Source organism: Leeuwenhoekiella sp. A16 (assembly GCF_047946675.1).
In the GTDB taxonomy this organism is placed as follows: Bacteria; Bacteroidota; Bacteroidia; order Flavobacteriales; family Flavobacteriaceae; genus Leeuwenhoekiella.
Window position 1 is genome coordinate 635,669 of record NZ_CP172313.1, and the last position, 18,341, is coordinate 654,009.

Sequence of the window (18,341 nt, forward strand, 5' to 3'; positions counted from 1 at the left end):
ATTGTAATTATTATTTTTTCACTGCAAATGAGATAATCACATACATCACAATGATTAATGGCACAGCTAAAAACTGAAGAAAAGCTAAAAGCAAAGCCGCAATTATCAGGAATATGTATCTCACTTTATTTTCGGCAAAGCCCCATGTCTTGAACTTAAGCGCAAACAAAGGCAATTCTGCATTGAGCAAATAACAGCTTAAAGCGGTAAGTCCTAAAAGAAACCCTTTATTAGAAATGATTTCTTCTACAACAGGATATGAATCATATATTAAAATCAACGGCAGACTTATTATCAATAAGGCATTTGCCGGTGTGGGCAGACCAATAAAAGAATCGGTTTGGCGCGTATCAATATTAAATTTGGCCAGCCTGTAAGCAGATGCTAATGTTATGGCAAAACCTAAAAACGGCAGCAGGCTCAACGACTCCCAGTGCAGCTCCTGCTCTACCCATTTCACACCACCTCCCCAGTTCTCGATGCGATGTAAAAGTTGATACATCACCATGCCGGGCACAACTCCACTCGTTATAACATCTGCAAGAGAATCAAGCTGCAGCCCAAGTTCACTTTGAGCTTTAAGAATACGTGCAAAAAAACCATCAAAAAAGTCGAAAAAAATGCCCAAAACCACCGCATAAGCAGCAAATTCCAGCCTGTTTGTAGCGGCAAAATAAGTCCCTAACATACCGCAGAAAAGATTTGCCATGGTAAAGGTGTTAGGAATATACCGGGATAATATCATATTTGAGTTTTTAATAAACGTTGCCGGGACAAGCTTCTCTGTTTAAATCCCAGTTGTGCGTAAAGATAATTTAAAATTACAGGCTTCATGGCCTAATTTAAATCTCAGCCTACAATATACCGCTTAAAATAAAGTTTAATTTGTAGAATTATTTGGGCATATTTGTCCTTAAAATCAACGCGGTTGAACAAAAATTACGCGATACTACTTCTGTTATTTCTTCCTTTTATCGCGCAGGCTCAGGCTGTGCGCAAATATTCTAACGAATTTTTAAATATTGGTGTAGATGCAGCTTCTTTAGGGATGGCAAATGCCGTTGTTGCCAGCACAGGTGATGTAAATTCAGGGTATTGGAATCCTGCCGGACTTGTTAATCTGGAAGATAACGAGCTTGCGCTCATGCACGCCAGTTATTTTGCAAATATCGCCTTGTATGATTATGCAGCTTTCGCGAAAACTATCGATGACGAGAGTACTGTAGCGCTTTCTCTAATTCGTTTTGGAGTAGATGATATTCTAAACACAACACAACTTATAGATGCTAACGGAAATATAGATTATAACCGCATTAGCCTGTTTTCTACAGCAGATTATGCGCTTACGTTCTCATACGCACGACGCTTACCTGTTGAGGGTTTAAATCTGGGTGCCAATGCTAAAATTATAAGGAGAGTAATAGGAGATTTTGCCTCTTCCTGGGGATTTGGTATCGATTTTGGTCTACAATATTCTGCAGGCGACTGGGATTTTGGAGTGATGGCAAGAGATATAACAACATCTGTTAACACATGGAGTATAGACGAAGAACAGTTTGCTACAATTAGCGATGCGGTAGAAGGTCAAAATCAGGAACTGCCTGAGACTATGGAAATCACGCTACCTAAATTACAAATGGGTGTTTCCCGCTCCTGGCTTATTCGTTATGATTACACCATAAAAGCCGAAGTTGATCTCCTCATGCGTTTTGCCCAGACTAATGATATTATCTCAAGCTCTTCTGTAAGTGCCAGTCCGGCGGTGGGGTTTGAGTTTGGTTATACAGATCTTGTGTTCTTACGTGCCGGTGTAGGTAATTTTCAAACCATCACCCAACTTGATGGCAGCGAGCGTACCGGTTTTCAACCCAATATTGGTGTGGGCTTTCAGTATAGAGGTATACATATAGATTACGCTTTAACAGATATAGGTGATCAAAGCGCTGCTATTTACAGTAATATATTTTCAGTAAAACTAGATTGGGAATTATTTAGATAGATCTGGCTTTGTCGCCCTTAGCATTTCACGTTTTCCCGGTGGTCCCGGTAATCGTTCTACAAGAAAACCTACAGATTGCATAGCCCTGCGTACGCTACCCTTTGCTGCGTAGGTTACCAGAACACCGCCTTCTTTTAAAGCCGTAAACATTAATTTAAAGATATTCTCTTCCCATAGTTCTGGCTGAACTCTCGCGCCAAAGGCATCAAAATAAATTAAGTGATGTTGATCTTGATCTGTTATCGTTTCAAAAGTTTGATGGCGCTTTTTTAAATTAAAGTTGGTCGTGATTTCTTCAGATTCTCCCCATGCAGCAGCGTGCATTTTCGCGAAAGCCTTCTCGTATTTATTTTCTCCCGTTAACTCAATATAATTAAGCTGTTCAATTTCATCTGCAGAAACAGGAAAAGCCTCTACACCTTCATAGTTGATTACAATACTTTTGTCATCTGCTGCTATACAAGTAAGAAATGCATTTAACCCGGTACCGAAACCTATTTCAAGAATATTGAGCTGCTTTAATGCAGATGTACTTATAAAATGATCAAGCCCCGTTTTTAGAAATACGTGTTGCGCCTCTTGTATGGCACCGTGCATAGAATGATATTGCTCATTCCACTCTGTGATCTGTATTGTCGTTGACCCGTCTGCGGTTTTAACTATTTTGCGCTGCAAACTACCTATTACCTATTTTAACCCCGTCTGCAACAAAAGCTAATGTGCGTGCAGGCTGAGTAATTTTTTCTATTTCTTCGTCGCTTTTACCTGCATCTTTAGCCAGATGTTTTTGCTCGTCTACAGGCACTTCTGCAATGTAAGCTCTGCCGTGAACGGTCACCTGCTGCTCTTCAATATCTTTAGGAACGAAGAACCCGTAATCTTTAAACTTGACCATTACTTTTTCAGTCGTACCAATGTCTACTTTCATCCAGCAACCTTTGGCTTTGCAAACATCTGCAACGGGACCTTGAAATGTTACGTTCACCGTGTCACCTACAGCAAGATTTTTATAGATATCGCCTACCTCAGGACCATTTAATGTTTTGACGTTTTTAAAATCTTCCCCATAAACCTGAGCTGGTTCTAACCGGGCGATTTCCTGGGAAACTTCAGGACTTGTCTTTTCTTCTTTTTCTTTACAACTAAACAGAAAAAGCACCGTAAAAACCAAAAGAAATGTATTTTTCATAACCGTAATCATTTAAAAATGATGGAGCGGGTAAAAATAATGATTTCTAGGCATGCTTGCTTAGATAAATTGATAAATTTGTAAGTTCAAAAAACTGTGTAAAAATGACCGAAACCTTGAAAATCACACCGATAAAGGAGTCTAAAATAAGTGCTGTAGATTTTGACAATCTATCTTTTGGTACTGTATTTACAGATCATATGTTTATTTGCGATTATAAGAATGGTGCATGGCAAACGCCTGAGATACTTCCTTATGGTCCTATGCAAATGGATCCTTCTGCCAAGGTTTTTCATTATGGGCAGGCGGTCTTTGAAGGTATGAAAGCCTACAAAGATGATGAGGGAAAAATATGGATGTTTAGACCTGATGAGAACTTTAAGAGAATTAATCGCTCTTCTGCAAGACTTGCTATGCCTGCTTTTCCTGAAGAATATTTCTTTGACGGGTTAAACCAGTTGTTGAACCTTGATAAAGAATGGATCAAGACAGGTATTGAGAACTCTTTATACATTAGACCATTTGTAATAGCTACAGAAAATGGAGTTTCTGCATCACCTGCAACAGAATATCGTTTTATAATCATTTGTGCTCCTGCTCAGGCATACTACAAAGGCAAAGTAAAAGTGCTCTTTGCTGATAAATTTAGTCGTGCTGCAGATGGTGGTGTTGGTTTTGCTAAAGCAGCAGGAAACTATGCAGCGCAATTCTACCCTACAGATCTTGCAAAGGAAAAAGGATACCAACAAATTGTATGGACAGACGCCAACTCTCACGAGTATCTTGAAGAAGCAGGAACGATGAATGTTTTCTTTCGTGTAAACGACACTTTACTTACTGCGCCTACTAACGACCGTATTCTTGATGGTGTTACGAGAAAAAGTATTATCGCTCTTGCGGAAAGAGCCGGAATTAACGTAGAAGTACGACCGGTGAAAGTACAAGAGATCGTTGATGCTGCTAAAAAAGGTGAACTGAAAGAAATGTTTGGCGCGGGAACTGCAGCTACGATCAATCCTATTGCCGGTTTTGGCCATAAAGATGAAGATTATGAGCTTGCAGATCTGGCAGATTCTTATGCGACCAAATTCAGTAAACAATTAAAAGAAATACAAGCTAATCTTGCCGAAGACCCATTTGGCTGGAGATATGAAGTACCTGCCTTATAAGGCATAAAATCAACTAAAAAGCCCGAAAAATCGGGCTTTTTTTATTCGTTTTCTATTATTCGTTTCAGTTCTGGTTTAAAATAATTAGGCCCTTTTAGAACCTTCCCGTCTTCTCTGTAAACAGGTTTACCGTCTTCACCCAGCTTACTCATATTACTACGCTGTATCTCTTCAAAAACCTCTTCTATTTTATCCTGCATCCCATGTTCAACTATGGTACCACATAAAATATAAAGCATATCAACCAGAGCATCTGCAACTTCTATAAGATCGCCCGCATTAGCTGCCTCAAGATATTCTTCATTCTCTTCTTTCATGAGATTATACCTCAACATATTTTTAGCCTTACCTAAATCGGCATGTGGTTTTTCATTGATTCCTAAACCAAATGCGGTATGAAATTCATGTACAGATGCTATCCTCTTTTTCATAATCTGCTATTATTTTAAAGTGTAAATTTGCTTAAAAATAAATAAAAATGTTCAGTACCGGCCAGTGGATCTTTGCCCTTTGTTTTCTAATTGCTTTTGTGATTTTTATCTCTTACAGTTACATTAAAGACAAAGGTCTCCACAAGAAATATTACAGAGGCAGTTTCTGGATTTTATTGGGATTTTTAGCGTTTATCGCTATTCTTTTTGGCATAAAGCTCTACTTAAAAGAGTAAGGAAACCAGCAATAACATCATTGTTAAAATTCTTATCTTAGCATTCTAACCCGCAGTATCGCATGAAAATATTAAAATACCTCTTCTTTCTTCTACTTATTGTATTCATCGCAGGGGCGATATATTTTGCCACAAAAGACGGCCATTATGAAGTTGAAGAAAGTCTGGTAATAGAAGCGCCCGTTGAAGTTGTATTTAAGAAAGTGAATGACTACCGCACCTGGGAAGACTGGGGACCATGGAAGCAGGAAGATCCTACAATGGTTTTCAATTATCCTGAAAACACCTCTGGAGAAGGAGCTAATTATTCATGGAATGGTAAAGATTCTGATGGTTCTATGCTTACAACAGAGGTAATAGAAAATTCTATCATCAATCAGGAAATAACTTTTGATACTCCCGCCGGGGAACGTAAAGCCACAGTTTACTGGATTTTCACTCCTGTTGAAAATGGAACCAAAGTGACCTGGGGATTGCGTGGGGAGCACACGATAACAGATAAAGCATACTTCACATTAACCGGTTACGATTTTGACCAGGAGATGCATACAATGTATCAATCAGGATTAGAAGGACTTTCAGCCTCAGTAAAGCGGGATATGGAAGTTTATTCTATAAAAATTGACGGTATAACGCAATACAGTGGTGGTTTTTATATGTACACTACTGCAGCCACAACTCGTGAAGCGATCACTTCTAAAATTGAGCAATTACTTAAAAAGGTTCAATTATATATGGAAGGTAATGAGATCACGATCGTAGGTAAACCAATGACTATTTATAATGAATGGGATGAAGTAAATGGTAATGCTATAATTTCATGCGGTTTCCCTACTACAACCCGTATTATTGTGCCAGATGACAGCGAAGTACTTTCAGGGTTTATTCCTGCTCAAACTGTATTAAAAACTACTCTTAAAGGAAATTATTCTAACCTTTATGAAGCATGGGGTCAAACTGAAGATTACTTATCTGATAATAATTATGAGGCTTCAGAAACGAGCCCACAATTTGAAATTTATATTACAGACCCTAAAATGCAACCCAATCCCGCTAATTGGGTAACAGAATTATACCAACCTATTAAAACTGAAGAAATAGAATGAAGCAGGTCCTCCTCGTATTTTTAGGAGGCGGAATAGGCAGTGCTCTGCGTTATTTAGTAGGCAGCTGGCTTAATAATCCACAAAACGGAATTCCTTACGGTACTTTTGTTGCCAACATTTTAGGAAGCTTAATAATAGGCGCAATACTGGGTTGGGCGCTTAAAAACAATACGCTGGGTTCTGGGGCGGTTTTAATACTTGCCACCGGCTTTTGCGGTGGTTTTACCACATTTTCAACTTTCGCTTATGAAAACCACCTTTTACTTAGATCTGGTGATTTTTTTAATTTTGCGCTATATACAATAAGTAGTATTCTATTGGGATTTGCCGCCGTATTTTTAGGAATCTGGCTGGCTCGTTATATATAAAGCACTAATTTATTGAGGAGTCATTTTATAGTAACAAGTACAACTCTAACACCAGTATACAATAATTTAATTTAACTACTAAGAATTAAATGGCACAGATTAACCCTCACATAAACTTCAACGGCAATGCCGAAGAAGCCTTTACATTTTACAAATCAATTTTTGGCGGAGAGTTTGTAAAAGTCATGCGTTTCAAAGAGATGTCAAGTCCAGAATACCCCGTATCTGAAAATGAAGCAAACAAAATAATGCATATTGCTTTACCTATCGGGAAAAACTTTCTAATGGCTAACGATGTTCCGGAAAGCATGGGATCTACTAATGAAAACGAAAACAGAAGTAAAATTTCAGTTAGCGCAGAAAGTAAAGAAGAAGCAGACAAATTATTTAATGGTCTTTCTGAAGGTGGGCAAGTTGAAGTACCTATTGAGCAAAGTCCCTGGGGTTCTTATTTTGGCATGTTTAGAGATAAATTCGGTATTGAATGGATGGTAGATTATGATCCAAACTATAACGGGGAAAAGGTAAAAGAATAAAGACAAAACCGCTTCAGCCTAACGATTAAGTTTTTTTGAGATTCTGCAGATTTTCTTCTGCCAGTATTTAGTAAAAACTGCGATCAATGCGCTTTAAAATCTTTAACGCCTGCTTCTACCCTAACCTGCAGGTCATTTACGGCAGGAGTTATGGGGCAACTGTATTTAGGACTATAAGCACAATAAGGATTATACGCTTTATTAAAATCTATAAAGATCTCATCACCATCAGGAATACGCATATCTATAAATCTGCCACCCCCGTATGAGCCATCACCACTGGTAAGATCTGTAAACGGAAGAAACAGGTAATCTTCATAACCGGGTTCTTTATACGGTTCTACAGATTTGTAGAGATTAAGCTTTAATTCTTTCCCCTTAAGGGTAAAATGAGCCTCACCATATTTAAAATACATAGGTTTACGATCTGTTGTAGTTGCCATTGCAAAAGGCTTTTCATCTGGCGTTCTCACAAATCTGGCTTTTACACGGTAAGTAGAATCTATATCATAAAATTCTAAACCGTGAAAATTCTCAAAATCTTCAGGGAGCAGTACAGTTGTTTCAGGAGAGCCATATTCTGCGTTTAATTCTGTTTGAAAATCGGCAATTTCACGGTCAAAATTGGTTGTTTTTTGCCCAAAAACAGCGCCCATTACCAGTAAGAAAATAATATTTAGATATAATTTAATTTTTACTGAAGACATGTAAATAGATTTTACTAGATTTATTAACTGAAATATTAAGAAATTTTCATCTTTTTTCCAGATTTAAATTACTGAAGTAAGACTGAATATTTCAGCCCTACTCTAAGGGTAAAAATAGCTAATATGTATAACGTCTCCACAACCTCGATTAAGTATCTCTTTTTAAAGAGACACCAGATCTATCGTGTTATGTGAGCATACTAAAATATCATCATAATCAAAAAGTCTGGCAATGTTTGCCAGACTTTCTTTTTTTCCAGCCAAAATGAAACATTTATTCAGTCTTTACTTAAAAACATTTAATGGTCTCTCAAGAGAGGTTTGGTGGCTTGCGCTTATAACATTAATCAATAGAGCCGGCGCGATGGTAATTCCATTTTTATCGCTTTATCTAACAGATAATCTTGAGTTTTCACTCGAAAAAGTGGGCTGGGTAATGACGTGCTTTGGTTTAGGTTCTTTATTTGGCGCATGGCTGGGCGGTAAACTTTCAGACAAAATAGGTTACTACAAAGTGATTATGTTCAGCTTGCTCAGCACAGGTTTGGGCTTTTTCGCTTTGCAGTTTATAACAAGTTTTGCGGGGATCTGCATTGGCTTCTTTTTGCTCATTGCAATGGCAGACGGTTCTCGTCCTGCATTTTTTGTGGCTCTTAGCGCATACAGCAAACCAGAAAATAAAACGCGTTCTCTCACTCTTATCAGGCTCGCTATAAATCTGGGTTTCTCTGCCGGGCCCGCTTTAGGCGGATTAATTATTACCGCGGTAGGCTACTATGGTTTATTCTGGATAGATGGGATTACTTGTATTTTAGCCGGTCTGCTACTTACACAAACCCTGCATCCTAAAAAGGCAAGAATCTCAGATAAAGAAGAATTAATTGAAAATCCGTTGCCGCCACATAAGGATAAATTGTATATAATCTTTTTGATAGCTCTGGCTTTGTTCGGGTTTATCTTCGTACAGTATTTTTCTACAGTACCGCTTTACTACAAAGAAATACATGGCCTGCGGGAAGAACAGATAGGTCTGTTACTAGCGCTTAACGGCTTTTTAATCTTTGTTTTTGAAATGCCTTTAATCGCTTTTCTGGAAAAAAGAAAATGGTCTTTAGTAACAAATGTGATCATTGGCTTAATGCTGGTGGGCACCAGCTTTCTTCTTTTTCTGGTGACGCCGTGGGCCGGAATCCTTGTAATTGGAATGATTATCGCCACTTTTGGCGAAATGATCGCATTCCCTTTCGGAAATTCATTTGCTTTAAGGAGAGCTAAATTAGGAAGACAAGGAGCTTACATGGGGCTTTACAGTATGTCATTTTCGCTATCGCATATTTTTGGTCATAACTCTGGTATGCAATTAATTGCAGCTTTTGGTTATAACAATACGTGGCTGGCGATGATCATTGTAATGGCGATTGCTTTTCTACTGCTGCGGTATGTACAGAAGAAATTAAATTCAGAACCTGTAACCGCTACAGTGTAATTATTGATATTCAGACTTGTAAAGGTAACGCTCAATTATTTGATTATAAGTGGGCGTGATGCGAATAACTTCTGTACCGGGAATACTATATAATTTTCTATAGTCTTTATAGCCCTTTTTTAGAAGTTCTTCCAGATAGAAGTATGCCGTATTCTCATCATTGTCTTCACTTGCCAGTTGAATAATATTGAGATAAGCAGGAAAGTAATTCGGCTTTATTATTGTTTTTAAAACATTTGGAAAAATCTTTTGACTGGCTGTTGCGGCTTTATTACTGTCAAGAGCTTCTATATATCTATCAACTGTTAAATCTATATAGCCCAGCATGCGCTTAGCTACTTTCTGCTCATAAGGTTTAGTAGAATCTTTAGCTACAGCCTCAAATCGTTGTACTTTTTCATCCCAATAACCCAGATTTTCAAAATTGGCCGTAACAACATCCTCATCAATAAAGTAACTCATATCATCAAGCAGGTAAGCTTCATCCATTAAGCCATTATTCTTATTATTCCGCTCCCTCTTAAATGCCTTCATTTTTCTAAGGTCACGTTGTATATCTCTTAAAGAATCAAGATCGTGCGAGTGCCTGTATTTATCTTTTAGCTCACCTAAAAAATCATAAGCAATGGTATAATCGTGCTTTTTTATAAGCGCATCTGCGGTAAGATAATCTCTTATAAAAGATGAATCGATATACTGCTGTGGTAATTCTTCTTTTACTCTTTCTGCTTGAAGTTGATGCAGTGTATTAAAACTGCTTGACAGATAATCAATATCAGGCCAGCCACCCTCTCCCGAATACTCGTACAATTTATTCTCAGATTTAAAACCAGAAAGCACGTCAAATACATTGACCATATCATAATACTTAGGCGATGTGTCCCCCACCAGGCCTATGTAAATTTCTTTTTTATACGTTATACGAGGATCGTTCTTAAAAAAGATATCATTAACAGCAAGAACTCCAGAGATATTAGTAATTAAAAATGTTATACCGCTCGCTACACGAGCGCCTTCATCAAGACCGGCTGTGTAGACATAATTGCTGTTTACCTTTATTTTCTTAAGCACATCTTCTATAACCCGCAGACCGTTATCAACATCTGCTTCAAGAGAGTCTCCCAATCTAACATTGGGCGAAGCAATTATAAAATTATCCTGTATCATCCCTGCCTTAAACATTCTGGATATGCGTACACCGTTACCTTCAGGATCAAAGACAAAAAGGGCAGGATACGCCTTAGACGGATCAAATTCTGAAGGAATATATAAAGTGTATGGAACCCTGAGGGAGTCTGAAGTTACCAGATCTGAATTAACAATTCCCTTTTTCAGGGTTATATTTTGAGCAGAAACCGCAAAAAATGATAGACCAAAAAGCAGAAAACAAATTTTATGCATATTCTTTTTATGAAAACATCAATCAAATAGTGTGCTACAATTTAAACATAAAAAAACCGCTTCTACAAGAAGCAGTTCAGATTAAAATATAGATTTGTAGATTTTTTAAGCTTCAACTTTTTGAGGATATTGCCCGTCGTTTTTCAAAAAACGGGAAAATAAGGCTACAACAAATAGGTCTGCAGCTATTAAAAATAATACTCTGGCTGCCTCTGTACCCCACAAATCAAAACCATAAAAACCGTAAAAACCTGATAAAAGAGCCAATATTAAAAAGTGTATGGTAAATCGTTTCATAGGTTGTATTTATTAGTATTTGATTAACTTATTGGTAAAACTAATAGAGTTTTCCTTTTTTCTCTCCTAACATTTTCCTAATTGCCATAAATTTAACGAGTTGAATATGCAAATGTTAAAATGAATTTACAGCCGATTTTACCACATAAATAGCCGATTTTCTTAGGCCTTTTGCCGGTTTTTAATTGGTCTACAGTTTGTATCTTTGCAAGGCAAATTGCAAATTATGAATACAGAAACTTTAGTAGCGCCCGTTCATACTCCTAAACCTAAATGGCTACGTGTAAAATTGCCTACCGGCAAAAAATACACTGAGCTAAGAAGTCTGGTAGACAAATACGATCTGCATACCATATGTACTTCAGGAAGCTGCCCCAATATGGGAGAATGCTGGAGTGAAGGAACTGCTACTTTCATGATATTAGGGAATGTTTGCACAAGATCTTGTGGTTTTTGCGGTGTAAAAACAGGAAGACCTGAAACGGTAGATTGGGAAGAGCCAGAAAAAGTGGCCAGGTCTATTAAGTTAATGCAAATAAAACATGCAGTTGTTACTTCGGTAGATCGTGACGACTTAAAAGATATGGGTTCTATCATGTGGGCAGAAACGGTTAAAGCCATTCGCAGAATGAACCCTGAAACAACTCTTGAGACCTTAATTCCAGATTTTCAGGGCAACACAAATAATATAGACAGAATAATTGCTGTTTCTCCAGAAGTAGTTTCTCATAATATGGAAACTGTAAAGAGACTTACTCGTGAAGTGCGCATACAAGCGAAATATGAGCGTAGTCTGGGGGTTTTAAAATACCTCAAAGATAACGGCATACGCAGAACTAAATCTGGCATTATGTTAGGATTAGGAGAGACAGAAGAAGAAGTTTTGCAAGTTATGAGAGACCTGCGTGATGCTAATGTTGACATTGTGACCATTGGCCAATACCTGCAGCCTTCTAAAAAACATTTACCGGTTAAGCAATTTATTACTCCAGACCAATTCAAGAAATATGAGACCTTAGGACTTGAAATGGGCTTTAGGCATGTAGAAAGTGGTGCGCTTGTGCGCTCATCTTACAAAGCACAAAAACATCTTTTATAATATATAAATTCCTGTAATGGAAAAAATCAAAATCGGTATCAACGGTTTTGGAAGAATAGGCAGACGGCTGCTAAGACTGCTGCATAATCATCCCTCTATTGAAGTACTTGCCATTAATGATATTGCAGATCCCGCAACACTGGCTCATTTATTTAAATATGACAGCATACACGGGATTTTTCAGGGACAAATAGAACATCGCAACGCAACAAGAGGCAATGAGTTTATAATTGATGGTCAAAAAATTGTGGTTTATTCTGAAAAAGAAATAGCTAATATTCCATGGCATTTATACGATCTTGATGTTGTTATTGAAGCATCAGGAAAGTTTAAAGAGAATATACAACTTGAGCAACATTTGCAAGCCGGTGCAAAAAAAGTGATTTTAACCGTTCCTCCTCAGGATGATTCTATTAAAACAGTTGTTCTTGGTGTTAATGAACATATACTCAATGGTGAAGAAAAGATAATTTCTAATGCCAGCTGTACTACTAACAATGCGGCGCCCATGATCAAAGTAGTACAAGATCTCTGCGGAATTAAACAGGCATACATTACAACTGTACACTCGTATACCACAGATCAAAGTTTACATGACCAGCCTCACAAAGATTTAAGACGAGCCCGCGCAGCTGGCCAGTCTATTGTGCCTACAACAACGGGAGCAGCAAAGGCACTAACAAAGATCTTTCCTGATCTTGAGAATGTTATTGGCGGCTGTGGGATTCGTGTTCCTGTACCTAATGGCTCTCTTACAGATGTAACTTTAAATGTAGAAAGAGAAACTACGATTGAAGAAATAAACAACGCCTTTAAAGAGGCCGCTGCCGGCCCTTTTAAAGGAATAATTGAATATTCAGAAGTCCCACTTGTATCAATCGATATCGTAGGAAACCACCATAGTTGCATACTTGACGCGCAAATGACTTCAGTGATAGGGAACCTGGTAAAACTTATAGGCTGGTATGATAACGAAACTGGATACTCGAGTAGATTGATAGATTTAATTTGTTATGTTTGCGTAAAGCATTAATGAAAAATTTAAGTATTTTTAACAAATTCTATATTTTCGTTTTTTAATCAATTTATATTGAATGTTCGCTAAAAGAACGCTTTTCTTAGCTTTACTTTTATTAGTTACAATCTCGTACGGACAAAATAGTCCTAAGGAAATCGCTTCTATAAACTCAAGAATTGACTCTCTGTGTCGCGTTGCCGGCACTGATATTCAGGAAATGAATTACGAGTCATCCCTTCAAAATCTTGAGAGTGCACGACAGTTATCCCAATCAGTAAATAATAAGAACAGAATAGGTCTTACCAGCAATTATCTGGCGCAGGTGCATTTGCAATTAGGCAATTATGAACAGGCCGGAGTAGAATGTCTTGAGGCAATAAACATACAAAGATCTATTAACGATACACCAGGGCTTGGTAGTAGTTATCTCACCGCTGCACAAATTCAGCTTAAGCTGAATAATAATGATAAAGCTAAAGAATATCTTGATCAGGCAGAGTTGATTTTTGAAAAACTTGAAGATCAATTTCATCTCGCTACAACTTTTCTGTATCAGGGCAATCGAGAACTGGCAGCTAACAATCCCGAGCCTGCAATTATAAACTATAATCGCGCTCTTAGTATTTTTAATAAAGAGGGCAAAGATGAATATCTACGATCAAAGGCAGCACTACAAAAAGGGAAAGCACACGCAGAGCTGAGCCAATATGACATGGCTCTTATTGCCGCAAATATGGCTCATGATGTAAGTGTTAAGAATAAATACCCTCACATTGAAGTAGAATCTCTGGAGCTATTAAGCAACATTGCTTCGGTAAATGGAGATTATGAAAAAGCATTTAATGATCTAAAAGAGTACAACGAGAAGAACGCCGAATATTTTGGCAATAATGCCAATGAAAATCAAAACACTGTTGTTATTACTAATGCGCTGGAGACAGATACCTTAATGACACCAGACAATTATGAACCATACAACACAAAGGCAAATAAGCTCACAAGTGTTCTCGTAATTGCTCTTTTCACATTATTATGTTTACTGGCTCTTTCTCTTTATAAGAACAATAACTTAAGAGCTAAGGCTAACGAATTACTACAAACCAAGAATACTGAACTATTCATGGCTAAGGAGAATGCAGAAAAAGCTTCGGTTGTTAAAGCGCAATTCTTATCTACTATCACGCATGAATTGAGAACTCCTATGTATGCTGTGACTGGTTTGACGCATCTCTTATTGCATGAAAATCCCACTCCAGAGCAGAAAAAACACCTGGATTCACTTAAATTCTCAGGTGAGTATTTACTTTCTTTAATCAACAATATCCTAGATCTCAATAAGCTTGAAGCAAACAAAGTTGAGGTTGAACAAACCACTTTCAATTTACGCAAACGAGTAGACGATGTGATTTTTGCTCTTGACAGATCAGCTCAGGAAAAAGGCAATCAACTCGTTCTCGAATTTGAGAAAGACATACCAGATCAGATTATTGGCGACCCTTTAATGATCTCTCAAATTCTTATAAACCTGATTGGTAATGGAAATAAATTTACCCGTGATGGCCAGGTTATTGTACGTGTACAGAAGATAAGTGAGAATTCGTCTCAGGTTTATTTACATTTTGAGGTTGAAGATACTGGTGAAGGTATAAGCAAGAAAAAGCAGAAGAATATTTTTCAGAATTTCACACAGGGTTCTGTACAGATCAACAGAAAATTTGGCGGTACAGGCTTGGGGCTGTCAATTGTAAAGCGCCTGCTAGATCTTCAAAACAGTAAAATAGAACTCGAAAGCACACTGGGTAAAGGTTCAAAATTCTTTTTTGACATAAAGTATAATCTTACTAAGGATGCATCTAACCAAAGAAATATAGAGAAGGTGTACGATATAGATTATGCAGCATTAGAAGGTCGTAAAATACTTGTGGTAGAAGACAACAAGATAAACCAGATGATCACACGCAAGATCTTAGAAAAAAATAAGATGGAATGTGAAGTTGCAGATAATGGTGAGATTGCTATCGAAAAAGTACGCTTTGAAGCTTTTGATCTTGTCCTGATGGATATTCACATGCCGGGAATTAGCGGTATCGAAGCAACACAAAAAATACGCGAATTTAATAAAGACCTTCCTATTCTTGCATTAACAGCCGTTACTATTGATGAGAATATAGACGATTTTTATCTGGCCGGCTTCAATGATATTATCCCTAAACCGTATAAAGTAGAAGAGTTCTTTTCTAAAATACACACTTCATTAAAGCGCAAGAACGTCATTATTTAATGCTCTAAAAAGCTCACTTTGGCTGACTACTATTTTGAAAACTCATTTAAAAATCCTCTTATTTGAGCTGAAAATCGGTCTTTTTCTTCTAAAAATCGCATTTCTATAGGGAGATAATAGAGGGTTGCATGCTTAAATTTTCCTTCTAGACGCATATAATCTTTCTCTGTAGTTAGAATAACCTCACGCTTATCAAGTTCGTTAATTTCCTTCTCTGTAAAGTTGTGATGATCACTAAATTCTACATGCTCATAACGTAGCATATTTTCATCTAAGTAATTAAGCAGCGGCGCAGGATTAGCAATACCTGTAACGAGCGTAAATGAGGATGGTAATTCATTTAAATCAATAGATGAAGCGCCATGCAATTTTACGCCGTACGCAATGGTTGAAAAGTATACAGGCGCAGAAGAATATTTTCTAATTTTTGTGCCGATTTCACCCTTCTCCACCTCATTTAAAGTTGATGGGCATTTAGTAACTATAATACAATCGGCTCGCTTTGCACCCTTGCGCGACTCTCTTAAATTACCCGCGGGAAGAATAAAATCACCATAAAACATAGAATCATATGCGCTCAGCATGATAATAAAACCGGGTTTTACCTTGCGATGCTGGTACACATCATCAAGGACTATAATCTCTGGCTTCGGATTCTTATTTCGCAAAAGCGAAATACCATTTCTTCTGTCTTCATCAACAGCAACGTAGACTTCTTTAAACTTTTTAGCAAATTGCAACGGTTCATCGCCCGTTCTGTGCACTGCGCTATCTGGTGTGACATCCAGATAACCTTTCGTTTTACGGCCATAGCCCCTACTTAAAGTTGCTACTTTATAATTATCGCCTAATAAGCGTAAAACATATTCTGTCATGGGTGATTTCCCAGTGCCACCTACAGAAAGATTCCCAATACCAATTAAAGGAAAATCATAAACCCGGGAAACCAGCCAGCCTTTGTTGAATAAATAATTACGCACACCGGTAATTGCTTGATATATTAGCGCAAATGGAAAAAGTAATTTCCTCAAGTTGTTCATGGCAACGAAGGTATAATTTTTATCTTTACTTTATAATTGCATCCATGATCGTAAAAGATATAATAGACGCTCTAGAAGAGCTGGCACCTCCCGCTTACGCTGAAGATTTTGACAACACCGGTTTGCTTGTAGGGGCAAAAGAATCTAAAGTTACTGGCATTCTCGTCACACTTGATACACTCGAAAAAACAGTAGAAGAAGCAATTGCTAAAAACTGTAATCTTATAGTTAGCTTTCACCCCATTATTTTCTCTGGGATCAAAAAACTCACAGGTAAAAACTATGTTGAGCGCGTCATTCTAAAAGCGATAAAAAATGATATTGCTATTTACGCAATTCATACTGCACTTGACAATCTTCCTAACGGAGTAAGCAAAGGCATGGCTGATGCTTTACAATTAAAAAATCGTGAAGTACTAATTCCTAAAAAAGGAATTATAAAAAAGCTTACCACTTACGTTCCAAAAAATGAAGCCATTGCTTTACGTGACGCCTTATTTGCTGCAGGAGCAGGAAAAATAGGCAATTACAGTAATTGCAGTTTTGTAACTAAGGGAAAAGGAACTTACAAAGGTAATGAAGACAGCAACCCTACTGTAGGCGAACGCAGACAGTTACAGCAGGAAAAAGAGGTGCAACTTAATATCACTTTTGAAGATTATAAAGAATCTCAAATTTTAAACGCTCTTTTTAAAGCGCATTCTTATGAAGAAGTAGCTTATGAAGTGACAACTTTAGATAACAAAAATCAAAATGTGGGTATGGGTATGACTGGCATCTTGCCAGAACCTATAGATGAAATGGTATTTTTAAGACATGTGCAGAAAGCTTTTCATGCCAAAGGTGTGCGTCATACAGAATTATTAGACAGACCGGTTAAAAAAATAGCCGTTCTAGGCGGTAGCGGAAGTTTTGCAATTGATGCAGCAAAAGCAGCTGGTGCAGATGTATTTATCACTGCAGATCTAAAATATCACCAGTTTTTTCAGGCTGAAGAGCAGATTCTTTTAGTAGATATTGGGCATTACGAAAGTGAACAATTCACAAAAAATATTCTTACTGACTATCTTACGAAAAAATTTACTAATTTTGCAGTCATTTTATCAGAAGAAGATACCAATCCCATTAAGTATTTATAAGTATGGCAAAAAAGACAGAAGCGAGCGTAGAAGATAAGCTCAGAGCACTTTATGATCTACAATTAATTCATTCACGTGTAGATACAATAAGAAACGTGCGTGGAGAGCTTCCTTTAGAAGTTGAAGACCTTGAAGATGAAGTTGCCGGTTTAAAGACCCGTCTTGAGAAATTGGGTGGTGACCTTAGCGTTGTTGACGATCAGATCAAAGCTAAGAAATTACAGATTGAAGATTCTAAGACCTCAATTAAAAAGTATACTGAGCAGCAAAAGAATGTACGTAACAATCGTGAGTACAATTCATTAAGCAAAGAGATCGAGTTTCAGGAACTTGAGATTCAATTGGCTGAAAAGAATATCAAAGAATACAGAGCGCAAATAGAGCAGAAAAAAGAGGTTATAGAAACCACTAAAGAACGTCTGGCTGAGCGCGAAAATCACCTTAAACACAAAAAAGAAGAACTTGACGAGATCCTTGCAGAAACTGAGAAGGAAGAGCAGGAACTTCTTAAAAGAGGTGAAGATTTTGAAGAGCAAATAGAAGAGCGTCTTGTTAAAGCATATCGCCGCATACGTTCTAATGTACGCAACGGTCTTGCTGTTGTTGCTATAGAGCGTGGTGCTTCAGGAGGTTCATTTTTTACTATTCCACCGCAGGTGCAGGTAGAGATCGCAGGTCGCAAAAAGATCATAACAGATGAGCACAGTGGTCGTATATTAGTAGATGAGGATCTGGCTCGCGAAGAACAGGATAAAATGCAGGCAATATTCTCTAAAATCTAGAGCATTCAGCATTTACCGATATAATATTAGAAAGCCCCGCATAGGGGCTTTTTTATT

General features: G+C 37.5%; 20 protein-coding genes. 12 read left to right on the forward strand and 8 right to left on the reverse strand.

The window, feature by feature from the left end:
• Positions 1 to 10 precede the first annotated feature (10 nt).
• Positions 11 to 745: a CDP-alcohol phosphatidyltransferase family protein gene (locus ACH3O9_RS02690; protein ID WP_416444130.1), complete on the reverse strand. Its 735-nt coding sequence runs from the start codon at positions 743 to 745 to the stop codon at positions 11 to 13.
• 183 nt (positions 746 to 928) lie between these two features.
• Here ACH3O9_RS02690 and ACH3O9_RS02695 point away from each other — a divergent pair, with 183 nt between their 5' ends.
• Positions 929 to 1,999 carry a PorV/PorQ family protein gene (locus tag ACH3O9_RS02695; protein ID WP_416444132.1) on the forward strand — a complete coding sequence of 357 codons (1,071 nt, stop codon included), beginning with the start codon at positions 929 to 931 and terminating at the stop codon, positions 1,997 to 1,999.
• Here the strand turns inward: ACH3O9_RS02695 and mnmD are convergent.
• Positions 1,988 to 2,674: a tRNA (5-methylaminomethyl-2-thiouridine)(34)-methyltransferase MnmD gene (gene mnmD, locus ACH3O9_RS02700; RefSeq protein WP_416444134.1), complete on the reverse strand. Its 687-nt coding sequence runs from the start codon at positions 2,672 to 2,674 to the stop codon at positions 1,988 to 1,990. The two genes, ACH3O9_RS02695 and mnmD, sit on opposite strands and share 12 nt — an antisense overlap.
• Position 2,675: 1 nt before the next feature.
• The gene (locus ACH3O9_RS02705; protein ID WP_416444136.1) at positions 2,676 to 3,188 is read right to left on the reverse strand and encodes a DUF4920 domain-containing protein; all 513 of its coding nucleotides are present in this window, start codon (positions 3,186 to 3,188) and stop codon (positions 2,676 to 2,678) included.
• Positions 3,189 to 3,292: 104 nt separating this feature from the next.
• Here ACH3O9_RS02705 and ACH3O9_RS02710 point away from each other — a divergent pair, with 104 nt between their 5' ends.
• Complete coding sequence (locus tag ACH3O9_RS02710) at positions 3,293 to 4,357, forward strand: branched-chain amino acid aminotransferase (RefSeq protein ID WP_416444138.1); 1,065 nt, start codon at positions 3,293 to 3,295, stop codon at positions 4,355 to 4,357.
• A 41-nt stretch (positions 4,358 to 4,398) separates the two neighbouring features.
• Here ACH3O9_RS02710 and ACH3O9_RS02715 read toward each other — a convergent pair whose 3' ends face one another.
• Entirely contained in the window at positions 4,399 to 4,788 is a 390-nt protein-coding gene (locus ACH3O9_RS02715; protein ID WP_416444140.1) for a hypothetical protein, read from the reverse strand.
• A gap of 47 nt (positions 4,789 to 4,835) precedes the next feature.
• Between ACH3O9_RS02715 and ACH3O9_RS02720 the strand changes: the two genes are divergently transcribed.
• From ACH3O9_RS02720 to ACH3O9_RS02735, 4 genes are all read left to right on the forward strand, one after another.
• Positions 4,836 to 5,024 (forward strand): hypothetical protein, encoded by a 189-nt coding sequence (locus tag ACH3O9_RS02720; RefSeq protein ID WP_416444142.1) that lies wholly within the window; start codon positions 4,836 to 4,838, stop codon positions 5,022 to 5,024.
• A gap of 62 nt (positions 5,025 to 5,086) precedes the next feature.
• Positions 5,087 to 6,130, forward strand: coding sequence for an SRPBCC family protein (locus ACH3O9_RS02725; protein ID WP_416444144.1), 1,044 nt, complete (start codon positions 5,087 to 5,089; stop codon positions 6,128 to 6,130).
• On the forward strand, positions 6,127 to 6,498 hold the full coding sequence (gene crcB, locus ACH3O9_RS02730; RefSeq protein ID WP_416444146.1) for a fluoride efflux transporter CrcB: 372 nt from the start codon (positions 6,127 to 6,129) through the stop codon (positions 6,496 to 6,498). The genes ACH3O9_RS02725 and crcB overlap by 4 nt, the downstream gene beginning before the upstream one ends.
• Positions 6,499 to 6,587: 89 nt before the next feature.
• On the forward strand, positions 6,588 to 7,034 hold the full coding sequence (locus ACH3O9_RS02735) for a VOC family protein (RefSeq protein ID WP_416444148.1): 447 nt from the start codon (positions 6,588 to 6,590) through the stop codon (positions 7,032 to 7,034).
• Between the two features lie 83 nt (positions 7,035 to 7,117).
• On the opposite strand, the gene ACH3O9_RS02740 is transcribed toward ACH3O9_RS02735, so the two are convergent.
• On the reverse strand, positions 7,118 to 7,741 hold the full coding sequence (locus tag ACH3O9_RS02740) for a DUF1684 domain-containing protein (RefSeq protein ID WP_416444150.1): 624 nt from the start codon (positions 7,739 to 7,741) through the stop codon (positions 7,118 to 7,120).
• Between the two features lie 265 nt (positions 7,742 to 8,006).
• Between ACH3O9_RS02740 and ACH3O9_RS02745 the strand changes: the two genes are divergently transcribed.
• The gene (locus ACH3O9_RS02745) at positions 8,007 to 9,227 is read left to right on the forward strand and encodes an MDR family MFS transporter (RefSeq protein WP_416444152.1); all 1,221 of its coding nucleotides are present in this window, start codon (positions 8,007 to 8,009) and stop codon (positions 9,225 to 9,227) included.
• On the opposite strand, the gene ACH3O9_RS02750 is transcribed toward ACH3O9_RS02745, so the two are convergent.
• Both ACH3O9_RS02750 and ACH3O9_RS02755 read right to left on the reverse strand, forming a co-directional pair.
• On the reverse strand, positions 9,228 to 10,628 hold the full coding sequence (locus ACH3O9_RS02750; protein WP_416444154.1) for a hypothetical protein: 1,401 nt from the start codon (positions 10,626 to 10,628) through the stop codon (positions 9,228 to 9,230).
• A gap of 105 nt (positions 10,629 to 10,733) precedes the next feature.
• A complete protein-coding gene (locus ACH3O9_RS02755; RefSeq protein WP_416444156.1) occupies positions 10,734 to 10,925 on the reverse strand; it encodes a DUF1328 domain-containing protein in 192 nt (63 codons plus the stop codon).
• Positions 10,926 to 11,151: 226 nt separating this feature from the next.
• Here ACH3O9_RS02755 and lipA point away from each other — a divergent pair, with 226 nt between their 5' ends.
• The 3 genes from lipA to ACH3O9_RS02770 all read left to right on the forward strand — a co-directional run bounded on the left by lipA (position 11,152) and on the right by ACH3O9_RS02770 (position 15,323).
• Positions 11,152 to 12,024 carry a lipoyl synthase gene (lipA, locus tag ACH3O9_RS02760; protein WP_416444158.1) on the forward strand — a complete coding sequence of 291 codons (873 nt, stop codon included), beginning with the start codon at positions 11,152 to 11,154 and terminating at the stop codon, positions 12,022 to 12,024.
• Positions 12,025 to 12,040: 16 nt separating this feature from the next.
• Positions 12,041 to 13,057, forward strand: coding sequence for a type I glyceraldehyde-3-phosphate dehydrogenase (gene gap / locus ACH3O9_RS02765; RefSeq protein ID WP_416444160.1), 1,017 nt, complete (start codon positions 12,041 to 12,043; stop codon positions 13,055 to 13,057).
• Between the two features lie 61 nt (positions 13,058 to 13,118).
• A complete protein-coding gene (locus tag ACH3O9_RS02770) occupies positions 13,119 to 15,323 on the forward strand; it encodes a response regulator (RefSeq protein ID WP_416444162.1) in 2,205 nt (734 codons plus the stop codon).
• Positions 15,324 to 15,352: 29 nt separating this feature from the next.
• Here ACH3O9_RS02770 and lpxK read toward each other — a convergent pair whose 3' ends face one another.
• Positions 15,353 to 16,363 (reverse strand): tetraacyldisaccharide 4'-kinase, encoded by a 1,011-nt coding sequence (gene lpxK / locus ACH3O9_RS02775; protein ID WP_416444165.1) that lies wholly within the window; start codon positions 16,361 to 16,363, stop codon positions 15,353 to 15,355.
• A 44-nt stretch (positions 16,364 to 16,407) separates the two neighbouring features.
• Between lpxK and ACH3O9_RS02780 the strand changes: the two genes are divergently transcribed.
• Together ACH3O9_RS02780 and ACH3O9_RS02785 are read left to right on the forward strand one after the other, a co-directional pair.
• Entirely contained in the window at positions 16,408 to 17,502 is a 1,095-nt protein-coding gene (locus ACH3O9_RS02780; protein ID WP_416444167.1) for a Nif3-like dinuclear metal center hexameric protein, read from the forward strand.
• A gap of 2 nt (positions 17,503 to 17,504) precedes the next feature.
• Positions 17,505 to 18,284, forward strand: a complete 780-nt coding sequence (locus ACH3O9_RS02785) for a zinc ribbon domain-containing protein (protein ID WP_416444169.1) — start codon at positions 17,505 to 17,507, stop codon at positions 18,282 to 18,284.
• Positions 18,285 to 18,341: the final 57 nt, after the last annotated feature.